This window comes from Afipia sp. GAS231 (assembly GCF_900103365.1).
In the GTDB taxonomy this organism is placed as follows: Bacteria; Pseudomonadota; Alphaproteobacteria; order Rhizobiales; family Xanthobacteraceae; genus Bradyrhizobium.
Genome location: NZ_LT629703.1, coordinates 6,840,935 through 6,853,191, shown reverse-complemented (window position 1 = coordinate 6,853,191; position 12,257 = coordinate 6,840,935). Strand labels below are relative to the sequence as shown.

Sequence of the window (12,257 nt, the reverse complement as noted above, 5' to 3'; positions counted from 1 at the left end):
ACTGGATTGCTTCGTCGCTTCGCTCCTCGCAATGACGAAAGAAAAAACAAGGAGAAGACCATGTCAGACCGCCTGAAGGGCAAGCGTGCGTTCGTCACCGCTGCCGCCGTTGGAATTGGCCGCGCCTGCGCGGTGGCGTTTGCACGCGAGGGCGCCACCGTATTCGCTACCGACATCGACGAGAGCAAGCTTGCGGCGCTAAAGAGCGAGGGCATTGCCGAAGTGGCAAAACTCGATGCCCGCGACAGCGCGGCGGTGGCCGCGATGGCCAAGCGCGCCGGCAAGACCGACATCCTGCTCAACGCCGCCGGCTTCGTGCACCATGGCACCGTGCTGGAATGCTCGGACGAGGACTGGGATTTTTCGTTCGACCTCAACGTCAAGTCGATGCACCGCACGATCCGCTCGTTCCTGCCGGGCATGTTGGAAAACGGCGGCGGTTCGATCGTCAACATCTCCTCAGCCGCCGGCGTGTTCAAGGCGGCGCCCAACCGCTACGTCTACGGCGCCACCAAGGCCGCGGTCGCGGCGCTGACCCGCGCGGTCGCCGCCGACTTCATCACCAAGGGCGTGCGCTGCAACTGCATCTGCCCCGGCACCATCGAGACGCCGTCGATGCTGGACCGCGCCGCGGCCGCGGGCCCCAGCGGCCGCGAGATGTTCATCGCGCGGCAGCCGATGGGACGCCTCGGTACCGCCGAGGAAATCGCGATGCTCGCGGTCTATCTCGCCAGCAACGAAAGCGCGTTCACCACCGGCGTTGCCCACATCATCGACGGCGGCTGGACGCTGTAAGCTCAAGGAAATCATCACATGAACAAGATCGATCTGAACGGCCGCTGCGCCGTCGTCACCGGTGGCGCCCAGGGTTTTGGCCGCGCCATCACCGAACGCTTCGTCGCCTCCGGCGCCAAGGTCGCGATTTGGGATCACGACCTGCCGTTCGCGGAAAGGACCGCCAAGGAGATCGGACCCAACGTTTCCGCCTACAAGGTCGACGTCTCCGACCTCGCCGCAGTTCAGCAGACCACTGACGCGACGCTGAAGGCGCTCGGCAAGATCGACATCCTCGTCAACAATGCCGGCATCGCCGGCATCAACAAGACGGTGTGGGAAACCGACCTTGCCGAATGGCGCAAGGTGATGAGCATCAATCTCGACGGCCCGTTCATCTGCTGCAAGGCGGTGGTGCCGGCGATGCTGAAACAGAAATACGGCCGCATCGTCAATATCGCTTCCATCGCCGGCAAGGAGGGCAACCCCAACGCCGCGCATTATTCGGCCTCGAAAGCCGGCGTGATCGCGCTGACCAAATCGCTCGGCAAGGAGCTCGCGCAGCACGACATCCTCGTCAACGCGGTGACCCCCGCGGCCGCGAAGACCGCGATCTTCGACCAACTGACGCAAACCCATATCGACTTCATGCTGTCGAAGATCCCGAAGGCGCGCTTCGTGCTGGTCGAAGAGCTCGCGGCGATGGTGGCCTGGCTGGCGTCGGAAGATTGCGCGTTCTCGACCGGCGCGGTGTTCGACATTTCCGGCGGCCGCGCGACGTATTGACGACATGGGGACCGTCCGGGAAGGTGGATGCCTGTGCGGCGCGGTGCGGTTCAGGACCGACGGCGAGCCGGTCAATGTCCGCATCTGCCATTGCCGCACGTGCCAGAAGGCGATGGGCTCGCCGTTCTACGCCCGCGCGCTGTTTGAGCCGCGCGCGCTGACGATCGAGGGCGAGACCGCGTTCTATCCGTCGTCAGCCGCGGTAGAGCGCGTGTTCTGCAAGGCCTGTGGTACCCGGCTGTTTTCGAGACGCACCAACGGCACCGCCGTCGGCGTCGCGCTCGCCACCTTTGACGACCGCAACGCCTTTGCGCCGACCGAGCACATCTGGGTTTCGGAAAAGATCGCGTGGGTGCGGATTGACGATGGCCTGCGGCAATATCAAGAGACGGCTCTGTAGCGGTAGCGATGCTATCAAGTTACTTTTTGGCTTGCGCCGATGTCGACCGGAGCGGATCGAGCAACACGACCGACAATGCGTAATAGTCGGAGTTGGTCGCAAGCGTTTCGTGACTGACGTCGTCTACAATTTTCCCGTTGTTCAGCCGATAGGCTGCAAGCCGATCGACCCAATGCCTTTCATCGAAAAAGACCGCGACCACGCGCCACGCTTCCGGCGTCAAGCCTGAAGGTTTCCCCGCATGGTCTAGCGGATAGAGTTGAACCTGACCGAAGCCGAGAGGATACGTCGCGATGGGCTCGCCCAATATGGCCGTGACTTCCTCACGGCTTGTTCCCAACGGAATCCGCCTCAGCTTCTCGCGCAGGATCGTCGTTGGCTTGTCCGCCATCGAGTCGATCGCGGGCTGACCTTGCACCGCCACCTGCCATCTCTTGCGTATGGCGTCGTAGACCTCGGTGTAGTCGACAGTCAGGCCATCGATTTCGCAGTCTTGGGTTCGCGTCACATCTCCGAACGCCGTATGGCTGACCGCATATTCGACCCGCGCATACTGCCGACCACGGCTGCCGGAACGCAAGCTCACGCTGGTTACGTCGAACCAAAGCAATTTCCATCTGCAAGAGAGCGTTACATCCTCCAGAACGATTCGGGGCTGCGGATTGTAGAAATTTTCCGCGACCTCGATCGCTGGGATCAGCGCAAGAACGGCAAGCACCAAGACGGCAGCCGTCGCTCTGACACGGCAGGTCTTGGCCTTCCTCATACCGGCGATAGCGCCCAACAACAGCAGACCGAAAATACCGGCGTTTAGCAGGCCCCCTGAAATATCGGGATAGAAGTCGACCGTCGTGCTATCGGCCGCGATCGTGGCGACGCGCAGATCGTAGAGATGCAGCACCAGGGCGATCAAACCGCTGAGAGCCAGCAGCACATACGCTGCCCGGTAGAGAGGTTTACGGCCGGACGGATCTGCTGCAGGGGCGCGGTCCAGTCCGGCGAGCAGTGGCACAATCATCGAGCGCCGAGCCAGCCACGCGATCAGTCCAGCCAGCACGAGAGCAGCCGGAAAGGCCGCGCAGGCAAGGAGCGGATGACTGCTTGAAAAATAGTAATAGATGCAGGTGACCGCCAGAAGCAGCCCGTATGTATAGGGTGCGAATGGTTTGGAAATATCCTCAAAGCGCTGGTCGGCGGCGCGGATCGCCCGTTCGCGCGCGGCCTCGGTTACGATGTAGCCGCTGTACGCCGCGCCGTAAGGATAGTAGATCGTGCGGCCTGCGGCATCGGTGAACCATCGCTTGGAGGCAGTGGCGGAACGGTCGCCGTCCGTGGAGATCGATCCATCCAGATTCATCGCCGTTCCCAGGGCTCTTGGCCGGTCGTGCTCGCCGGCAACCAATATTTGCCCGCAAGCCATCTAAAACAACCTTAACGAGAGCATTCGGAGTCGACACAATCCCGTAACCGGGCGGTATCGACCCAGCCATCGAGGATTTGCCGCGCTGGACTAAACCGCCATTCGACCGTCAACTCCCACTCAGCCAATTCGTGCTAGCCTTGCCCCAATCCTTTGAACCGAGCGGACCCAGCAATTGAACATCTCATTATATGACGTCTCGGTCTGGGTGCTCCCGCTCGTCATTGCCATCACCTTTCACGAGGCCGCCCACGGCTTCGTCGCCCACCGCCTTGGCGACAACACGGCCTTTCAACTTGGCCGGGTCAGCTTCAACCCGCTCAGGCACATCGATCCCTTTGGTACCCTGATCCTGCCGGGCATTCTGCTGCTGTCGCATTCGCCGTTCCTGTTCGGCTATGCGAAACCGGTTCCGGTGAATTTCCGTAATCTGAACCACCCCCGGCTCGACATGGTCTGGGTGGCGCTGGCCGGCCCCGTCACCAACATCATCCTGGCGCTGGCAGCAGCGTTTGCGTTCCATGCCCTGCCCTTCGTCCCCGCCGAAGCCGCGAAATGGACCGCGGACAACCTCAAAAACGCGTTCCTGATCAATATCGTGCTGGCGATCTTCAACATGCTGCCGATCCCGCCGCTGGACGGCGGACGGGTGGCGGTCGGACTGCTGCCAAGGTTTTTGGCTTACCCGCTATCCCGGCTGGAACCCTATGGGATGCTGATCCTGATCGGCCTGTTGATCCTGCTGCCGATGGCGGGAACGCAGCTCGGCCTAAATCTTGATGTTATTTCGGCGATACTGCGGACACTTACCGGCTATGTGATCGGCGCGCTTCTCTTCCTCACCGGCAACGCCTAATAAACCGGAGATAGAAACCGTACGGGAAGGAATCGGCTCGGGGCCATGGCGATAAAAGCTGCCGACATGTTGATCGCACGACGCGCGGATACCCGTGCCAGGGCGGACTTTGCGACCTGGAAAATGCTGGCCAAGCTCAATGGCGCCTCCGCTCTGCCCGCTGAAGCGCAGAATTTTCTGGTCGACTACAAGCAGATGCTCGGCAAGATGACGGACGCCGACGCTTCCGAGGCCACCATCCAGGTCATGTACCGGAGTTACTACGCCGAGATGGGCGGCACCGGTGCTGCTCCCGAGATCCCCGCGCGTGCGAGCGAGGCGGCTCCCGAACCCGGCAACGTCACCGCCTTCCGCCGGCCGGCGCCGAAACCAAAGCCCGCCGCCTCCGGCCAAGCGTCGAAGCCGCGACTGCCGGTGGCGCTGATCTTCGCCTGCCTGTGCGTGGTGTATGTCGGGATCCGCTTTTACTGGCGCTAGCCGAGGGACCGGCCCTCACCCGCCTCCTGATTCCCGTCATTGCGAGCGGAGCGAAGCAATCCATCTTGCGGCGTAAAGAAAGAATGGATTGCTTCGTCGCTTCGCTCCTCGCAATGACGGCCGATGGATACGACTTCGCATTCTCGCGGCGCGAGCCCGAAGTTTTGCATTTCGTTTGCCCTCAAAACATAGAGGGCGGGGAAGACCGGGTGCGCGCTGCACCCGCGGTCTCGCAGGGATGATGCATAACAAGATGCGCCCACGAGCATACGGGTTCAGCGGTGAGCACACCGGCCGCCCTCCCTCCCCGTACCGGCCCGTCCTGCCAAATTCCCCCACAGCGGAATATCCGCCCCTGGGCCATTGGTCGCAACGGCTAGGCGGCAGGCTGAATGCCGGGCATAATGACCGCTTAAATTCAGCGAAATACTCAAAAATCCTTGGAGGGGAAATGAAGCGATCACTCGCAGCCTTGATCATGACGACGAGCCTGGTGTTATCAGGCAACGCGCTTGCTCAAACCATGGACAAGGTCGTCAAGGTCGGAAGCCTGGGCGACCAGTCGGGCCTTTACCAGGACATCGGCGGCCCCGGCTCGACGGTTGCCGCCCAGATGGCGATCGAGGATTCCGGGCTGCTCGCCAAGGGCTGGAAGATCGACCTGATCCAGGCCGATCACCAGAACAAGCCCGACGTCGGCACCAATATCGGCAAGCAGTGGATCGATGTCGAGAAGGTCGACGTGTTCGTCGATCTCGCCTCTTCCGGCGTCGGCCTCGCCATTGCCAACCTTGCGAAAGAGAAAAACGTCGTCAACCTGAACTCCGGCTCGGCTTCGTCCGACCTCACCGGCGCGCAGTGTTCGCCCAACACCGTGCACTGGGTCTACGACACCTGGATGCTCGCCAACGGCACCGGCAAGGCGCTGGTGAAATCCGGCGGCGATAGCTGGTTCTTCCTGACTGCGGACTACGCCTTCGGTCATGCGCTGGAGCGCGATACCGCAGCCGTCGTCACCGCCAATGGCGGCAAGGTGGTCGGCGGCGTCAAGCATCCGCTCAACAATGCCGACTTCTCCTCGTTCCTGCTGCAGGCGCAAAGCTCCAAGGCCAAGATCATCGGCCTTGCCAATGCCGGCGGCGACACCACCAACGCGATCAAGCAGGCGGCGGAGTTCGGCATCGTGGCCGGCGGCCAGAAGCTCGCGGGCATGCTGCTGTTCATCACCGACGTGCACTCGCTCGGATTGAAGGTGTCCCAGGGCCTGAACTTCACCGAGACCTTCTACTGGGACATGAACGACGGCACCCGCGCCTTCACCAAGCGCTTCAACGAGAAGTTCAAGAAGCAGCCCCCGACCATGGTCCAGGCCGGCGTCTATTCCTCGCTGATCCATTACTTCAAGGCGCTGGAAGCGCTCGGCGGCAATCCGCATGACGGCCGCGCCGTGGTCGCCAAGATGAAGGAAATGCCGACCGACGATCCCTTGTTCGGCAAGGGCTCGATCCGCGCCGACGGCCGCAAGATCCACCCGGCCTATCTGTTCGAGGTGAAGAAGCCCGAAGAATCGAAGTATCCCTGGGATTACTACAAGCTCATCGCCACCATCCCGGCCGAGGAAGCTTTCATCCCACTCGACAAGAGCGTCTGCCCGCTGTTGAAGAAGAGCTGAGGTTTACAAGGCGCAATCAAGCAAAATGCCGGCGAGCGATCGCCGGCATTTTTTATTTTGAACAACGCCGTAAAGCATCAGCCGTCATGGCCGGGCTTGTCCCGGCCATCCACGTCTTCGCTGGCTGCAAAAGAAAGACGTGGATGCCCGGGACAAGCCCGGGCATGACAAAGGATATGGAATCCTCACCCCTTGCCGCCCTTGACGCGGAAGATCACCGGCACGGTAAAACTCAAGCCGTCGTCCGCGATCAACGGTGGCGGCGCCGGCACCGGATCGGATCGCCGCACCATCGCGAGCGCCGCTTCATCGAACACGGCATCGCCTGAACTCCTCTCGATCGACGTCGCCAGCACATGGCCGAGCCGGTCGAGCGTGAAGCGGACGTAAATTTCGGCGGCTTTCTGCTGGCGTTCCGACGGGTAGCGCTTGTGCTTGTCGAGATGCGCCACCAGTTCCTTTTGCCAGGTCGCGCGCACACGTTGCGCGGATTCCCCGGCCCCGATCGCGGGAGCGACCGAACGCGTGCCTTCCGGGATGGCGTCCGAGCTTGGCGTGGCCGTGGCTTCGGCCGCGACGGATTCGGTAGAGGCCTGTGTCTGGACCGCGGCGATTTTCGGGTCGTCTTCCCTGGGCTTCTTCGACTCGTTCGGCGTCACCACCCGATCCGCTTCGTCGGTTTCGGTCGGCTTGTCCTGCGGCAGCTCGGTGTCCTTGACCTCGGCCTTCTGCTCGGCAAGTTGCGGCGACGCGGCCGAAGCATCGGTGTCCGGCCCCGGCGGCAGGTCGGTCGCCTCGCGACGCACCGACGCCAGTTCGAGCCCCACTTCGATCGCATTGGCGCCGAGGGAATCCTCGGGTTCATCGGTTTGCAGATGCGCGATGGCCAATGCCGCGCCGCCGGCATGCAGCACGAGCGCGGTGACAGCGGCAAAGACCCAGAGCCGCCGCGGGGGCTTCTGTTCGTCGAGCCCGCTCACGGCTTGGCCGGCGCCGCTTGCGCCGCCGCCGCATCCGGAACGCCTTCGAGCGCCACCAGCTTGATCTTGGAATAGCCGCCGGCGCGCAGGATCTCGAGCACGTCCATCAGTTCGCCATAGGGCACGGCGCGGTCGGCGCGCAGGAAGACCGGGCGATCCTTGCTGACGTCGGCCATCGCATCGAGCGATCGCACCAGATCGACCCGCTTGACCAGGTTCTCCCCGATCGCAACCGCGAGGTCCGGCTTGATGCTGACATAGGTCGGCTTGTCCGGCTTCTTCTGCGGGCTCGCGGTCGATGTCGGCAGGTCGATCGGCAGGTCGACGGTCGACAGCGGCGCCGCCACCATGAAGATGATCAGCAGGACGAGAATGACGTCGATGAACGGCGTGACATTGATCTCGTGCGATTCCGCAAAATCGTCGTCGTCATCGAGATCAGTGTCGGCGAGCGACGCACCCATCGGCTACTCCGCCGCTGCGCGGGAATGCGAACCGCCGACCGAGCTGACATGGGTGCGGTCGAGATCGCGCGACAGCAACCGGCCCGCGGCGCCGGAGGCGCGGCCGACCTGCTCCATGTAGCCTTTGGTGAGGCGTGCGAAGTGATTGTAGAAGATCACGGCCGGGATCGCCGCAACGAGGCCGATCGCGGTGGCGAGCAGCGCCTCGGCGATACCGGGCGCCACCACGGCCAGGTTCGTGGTCTGCGATTTCGAAATGCCTATAAAACTGTTCATGATGCCCCAGACGGTGCCGAACAGTCCGACGAAAGGCGACGTCGCGCCGATGGTCGCCAGCAATCCCATGCCGAGCCGAATCCGTCGCGCCTCGGCGCGCACGATTTCGCCAAAACTCGACGCGGCGCGTTCCTTGATGCCGGTGTCGCTGGAAATTCCGGCCGACATCCGCGCTTCGCGCATCGCCGCTGCCAGCAACGAAAACAGCACGCTACCCTTCGAGCCCAGCGCGAATTGCGCTTCCGCCAGCGACCGGGCGTCGGCGATCTTGCCGAGCGCCGCGCGCAGGTTGCGCTGCACGACCGACAGTTCGATCATCTTCGCAATAAAGATCGTCCAGGTGACCAGCGACGCAAAGGCAAGGCCGACCATGACCGCCTTGACCACCACATCCGCCGACAGGAACATCGACCACGGCGAGAATTCGCGCAGCTCAACCGCGGCCGCTTTCAACAGCCTGCCTTCCCGCTCGGGCGGCCGCGCCGCGGCGTCCGGGGCTGCGGCGGCTGGCGCCTGCGCGGGAGCGACGGCCGGCGACGGCGCCGCTACGGCCGGCTGACTGATCGTCGCCGGTGCCGGTGGTGAGGGAACAGTGGCGCGCTGTTGAGCGACGGCGGCGGAGGCAGCGACGAGGATCGCCGCGCCAGCCAGCAATTTAAGAACCATTCTAAACATTGCCGCACTCTTCCTTCGCCTCGGTAGCTGCCGCTCGGCGGATCATCGCCAGGTCAATTCGCCGAACAAGCCCAAACCATAGCCCAATCCGACGTCCAAGCCTCAGTCAGATCGCGGGAGCGCCATGCCGTAACACGCTCCGGCGCTCGAAAAAAGGCGCAAATACCCCCGCTCACGGCATCGGCATCATCAGTTTCAGGTGGCCTCCTCCGCCTGTTCCGAACCGTTAGAATTTCGCGATCGCGGTCAGGCGGAACGTCCGCGGCTGGCCGGGCGAGATGTTGTTGTTGCTGTCGGCCGTCGCCCAGTAGCCCTTGTTGAAGAGGTTCTCGACGTTGAGCTGCACCCGCCACATTTCGTCGATCTTGGCATAGACCGCGGCATCGACGCGGACGAACCCGGGCAGCCGCACCGTGTCGTCGGACGAAGCGAAGGAATCCGAGAAATAGATCACGCCGAGCGACGCTGCCCAGGTCGGATTGAACTGGTACTTGTTCCACAGCGAGAACTGGTTGTAGGGCACGAGCTGCACGCGATTGCCGGCAACGATGGTCGTCGACGTGTCGCTGGTGACGCGCGCATCGGTGTAGGCATAGCCGAACGAGGACTGCCATTCGGGCGTCACGTAGCCGGTCAGGGCCGTTTCAAACCCGCGGATCTTGTGCGCGCCGCTCGGGAAGAAAGTTCCGTCGCCGTTTGGATTGGCGATCGGCACGTTGGTGCGAATGAGTTCGTAGGCCGCGGCCGTGAACAGCAGCTTGGGATTAATGTTCCACTTCGCCCCGATTTCGGTGTTATCGAACTTCTGCGGCTGCAGGATCAGGGTGCCGGTGCTCAGCGTGCTGAACTGGTCGCCGGATGCCGGCAGGTAGGAAGTGCTCCATGCCGTGTACAGCGACAGGCTGTCGATCGGCTTCACGATCACCGCCGCGCGCGGCGAAATCTTTTCGTCGACCCGGTTGCGCTGGATGTTGGCGTTGAGGTCGAGGGCGGTCATATCGAAACTGTCGTAACGGGCGCCGACCAGGAACTGCAGCCAGCGTGTCAGCTCGATCTGGTCCTGGACATAGCCCGAGGCGATATTGAGCCGGTATTTGCTGTTGGCGTCGGTTGAGATGTGATTGAAGTTGACCGGGCCGAGATAGGCCGCGTCGAACGGATTGACGATCACGAACGACTTGTTGCCGTTGTCCGGAAAGAAGCCGGAATCGCGCTGCGACAGGCCGGTCTGGCGGCCAAACTCGGTGCCGAAGGCTACGGTGTGGCGGATCGGACCCGTGACGGTCTTGTAGGTGAAATCGGTCTGATTGAATGCGTTCTCACGCGGCGTGTAGTTCTGATACGCGTTCAGCGCCAGCTGGGTCTGGTCCGGCGTCACCGCGCCGCCCCCGGCCGAGGCCGGGGCGCCGGTGCCGCCCGGATAGACGTTGCGGTATCCGCGGTTGTAGTCGGAATAGATCGACCCGTTCCTGACGGTCAGCCCGTTGCCGAAATCATGCTCGATGACGGCCATGCCGGTCTGCACCTCGACCTTGGCGCTGTTGTAGAGCGGACTGCCGAAGAACTTGGTGAGGTCACCGTTCGGCGCGAACGGCGTGGTCGGATTGAACCGGGTCGCGCCGCCGACGATCCCCTGGGAGGGATTGCCGCGATCTTCCAGACGGAAGTCGTGAAAGAATTCGTAGCTCAGCTTGACCTTGGTGTCGTCGCTCGGCTTCAGCGTCACCGTCGGATTGATGCCATAGCGCTCCAGATGGCCGTAGTCGCGGAACGTATCGCTGCCTTCGTAAAAAGCATTAAGGCGCACAGCGACGTTTTCATTGACCGCCTGTCCGGCATCGAGCGAAACGCGGCGGTCGCCATACGATCCGGTCTGCATGGTGGCTTCGTAAACCCGCGTGCCGTCGGCTTCCTTCAGCGTGCGATTGACCAGCCCGCCGCCGGCACCGCGCCCGAAGATCAGCGCGCTCGGCCCCTTCAGGATCTCGAGGCTCTGGGTGTTGTAGAGGTCGCGGAAATACTGCACGTCGTCGCGAAAGCCGTTGACGAAGAAATTGGCGCTGGAATCGACGCCACGAATGACGAGCTCGTCGCGATTGCCTTCGCCCTGGTGTATCGCGACACCCGGCACGTAGCGCGTCACGTCGGTGACGCTCTGAAAACTCTGGTCGCGGATGAAGTCCTTGGTCACGACGGCGACCGACTGCGGGATGTTGACCAATGGCGTGTTGGTCTTGGTCGCGCTCGAGGTGCTGTTGGCATACACGCCGACGGTGCCGGTGCGCGCGTCCTGCGAAACTCCAAAGGTCTTCGGCGCGGCCTGCGGTTCGGGCGCACGCGCAGCCTGAGCTCGGCGTTGCGCACCGCGGCTGGCGCGCTGCGCCGTGGGAACGCCGGCGGTGCGCCGTTTGGCCTGCTGTGGCGACAACACTTCGATCGCCGGAAGTTGTTTTTGATTATCGGAGGACTGCGCGCGGACCGGGGCAATGTCGCTCAACAGGCCTAGCGCCGTGCAACTGACGGAAAGCAATGCCGCCCTGGCGAACAGGTTGATTCGATTCTTCTGTGCGTTTCTTTTTGTCACTGCGTGCCCCAAACCAAAATTCGATCGCGTGTCATTTTGATGCGCGACGAGTTAGCCCGATGGCTTGGTAATGAGCGTGCAAAGAGCGGTCAACGCGAATACGGCGCGGAGATTCTTGAATTCATCCAGATCAAAACGATTCTAATCTGTAGTTTCAAAGCGTTCTAAACAGCCCCGGGAAATACCGTTAAATCGGGCGTTACCTGCATCAGGCGATTTTAGCAGCCCGTCGATCGCCGCGCCGCGGCTTCGTCCGCAAACGCAGTTGATCGACGTTGGATTGCGCGATGCGGTTGACGCGATCGGTGGTCCATGCCGGCGATGCTGGCACTCGTCAGGCGCGAGCGCGCCGCTCCGCGCAACGTCTTTCGTGAGAGCCGCTTACTTGACGGCGATATGATCGGGAGACTCGCCGAGACTCTTGATGCGTTCCTTGACCTCGACCAGCGTATCGAGGCTGGTCCGGATCGCCTCGCCGGGAATGTCGCGCAAAACATCCGAAGCAATCGCGTCGCGCAGGCTGTCGAGATCGTCAACCAGCCGGCGGCCGGCACCGGTCAGGAATAACCGGTTGGCGCGGCGATCCTTCGGATCGGGTCGGCGCTCCAGCAGTCCGTGTTCGACCAGACGATCGAGCAGCCGCACCAGCGAGATCGGCTGCAACTCGAGAACTTCGGCAAGATCGACCTGCGACAGGCCTTCCTGCTGGCGCAGCCGAAACAGCACGATCCACTGCGCCCGCGTCGTGCCGCGCGATTTGGCGCGGTTATCGATATAGTTGCGCAGCAGGCGCGAACTTTCGACAAGTTGTGCGATGAACTGGCGTTTGAGATCGAGCGACATATCAGGGTCAAAGCGGTCCGCTGGCGAGGGTCCCAAACCTTTCCAATTGT

12 protein-coding genes are annotated in these 12,257 nt (G+C 62.5%); 6 read left to right on the top strand and 6 right to left on the bottom strand.

Going from position 1 to position 12,257, the window contains the following annotated elements:
* Window positions 1-60 precede the first annotated feature (60 nt).
* From BLS26_RS32070 to BLS26_RS32060, 3 genes are read left to right on the top strand one after another with little or no spacing between them, the layout of a single operon-like run.
* Window positions 61-795 (top strand): SDR family oxidoreductase, encoded by a 735-nt coding sequence (locus BLS26_RS32070; RefSeq protein ID WP_092516462.1) that lies wholly within the window; start codon window positions 61-63, stop codon window positions 793-795.
* Between the two features lie 18 nt (window positions 796-813).
* On the top strand, window positions 814-1,560 hold the full coding sequence (locus BLS26_RS32065) for an SDR family NAD(P)-dependent oxidoreductase (protein WP_092516461.1): 747 nt from the start codon (window positions 814-816) through the stop codon (window positions 1,558-1,560).
* Between the two features lie 4 nt (window positions 1,561-1,564).
* Window positions 1,565-1,960, top strand: coding sequence for a GFA family protein (locus BLS26_RS32060; protein ID WP_092516460.1), 396 nt, complete (start codon window positions 1,565-1,567; stop codon window positions 1,958-1,960).
* A gap of 19 nt (window positions 1,961-1,979) precedes the next feature.
* On the opposite strand, the gene BLS26_RS32055 is transcribed toward BLS26_RS32060, so the two are convergent.
* Window positions 1,980-3,317: a hypothetical protein gene (locus BLS26_RS32055; RefSeq protein WP_092516459.1), complete on the bottom strand. Its 1,338-nt coding sequence runs from the start codon at window positions 3,315-3,317 to the stop codon at window positions 1,980-1,982.
* A 238-nt stretch (window positions 3,318-3,555) separates the two neighbouring features.
* Here BLS26_RS32055 and BLS26_RS32050 point away from each other — a divergent pair, with 238 nt between their 5' ends.
* The 3 genes from BLS26_RS32050 to BLS26_RS32040 all read left to right on the top strand — a co-directional run bounded on the left by BLS26_RS32050 (window position 3,556) and on the right by BLS26_RS32040 (window position 6,385).
* Window positions 3,556-4,236, top strand: coding sequence for a site-2 protease family protein (locus BLS26_RS32050; RefSeq protein ID WP_092516458.1), 681 nt, complete (start codon window positions 3,556-3,558; stop codon window positions 4,234-4,236).
* A gap of 45 nt (window positions 4,237-4,281) precedes the next feature.
* Entirely contained in the window at window positions 4,282-4,713 is a 432-nt protein-coding gene (locus BLS26_RS32045) for a hypothetical protein (protein WP_244541764.1), read from the top strand.
* A gap of 451 nt (window positions 4,714-5,164) precedes the next feature.
* Entirely contained in the window at window positions 5,165-6,385 is a 1,221-nt protein-coding gene (locus tag BLS26_RS32040) for an ABC transporter substrate-binding protein (protein WP_092516457.1), read from the top strand.
* 185 nt (window positions 6,386-6,570) lie between these two features.
* Here the strand turns inward: BLS26_RS32040 and BLS26_RS32035 are convergent, their stop codons facing one another.
* From BLS26_RS32035 to BLS26_RS32015, 5 genes are all read right to left on the bottom strand, one after another.
* On the bottom strand, window positions 6,571-7,365 hold the full coding sequence (locus tag BLS26_RS32035; protein WP_092516456.1) for an energy transducer TonB: 795 nt from the start codon (window positions 7,363-7,365) through the stop codon (window positions 6,571-6,573).
* Complete coding sequence (exbD, locus tag BLS26_RS32030) at window positions 7,362-7,829, bottom strand: TonB system transport protein ExbD (RefSeq protein WP_092516455.1); 468 nt, start codon at window positions 7,827-7,829, stop codon at window positions 7,362-7,364. The genes BLS26_RS32035 and exbD overlap by 4 nt, the downstream gene beginning before the upstream one ends.
* A 3-nt stretch (window positions 7,830-7,832) precedes the next feature.
* The gene (exbB, locus tag BLS26_RS32025) at window positions 7,833-8,780 is read right to left on the bottom strand and encodes a tonB-system energizer ExbB (RefSeq protein WP_092516454.1); all 948 of its coding nucleotides are present in this window, start codon (window positions 8,778-8,780) and stop codon (window positions 7,833-7,835) included.
* 226 nt (window positions 8,781-9,006) lie between these two features.
* Window positions 9,007-11,364 carry a TonB-dependent siderophore receptor gene (locus BLS26_RS32020; protein WP_244541763.1) on the bottom strand — a complete coding sequence of 786 codons (2,358 nt, stop codon included), beginning with the start codon at window positions 11,362-11,364 and terminating at the stop codon, window positions 9,007-9,009.
* 381 nt (window positions 11,365-11,745) lie between these two features.
* The gene (locus BLS26_RS32015) at window positions 11,746-12,207 is read right to left on the bottom strand and encodes a MarR family winged helix-turn-helix transcriptional regulator (protein WP_092516453.1); all 462 of its coding nucleotides are present in this window, start codon (window positions 12,205-12,207) and stop codon (window positions 11,746-11,748) included.
* Window positions 12,208-12,257 lie beyond the last annotated feature (50 nt).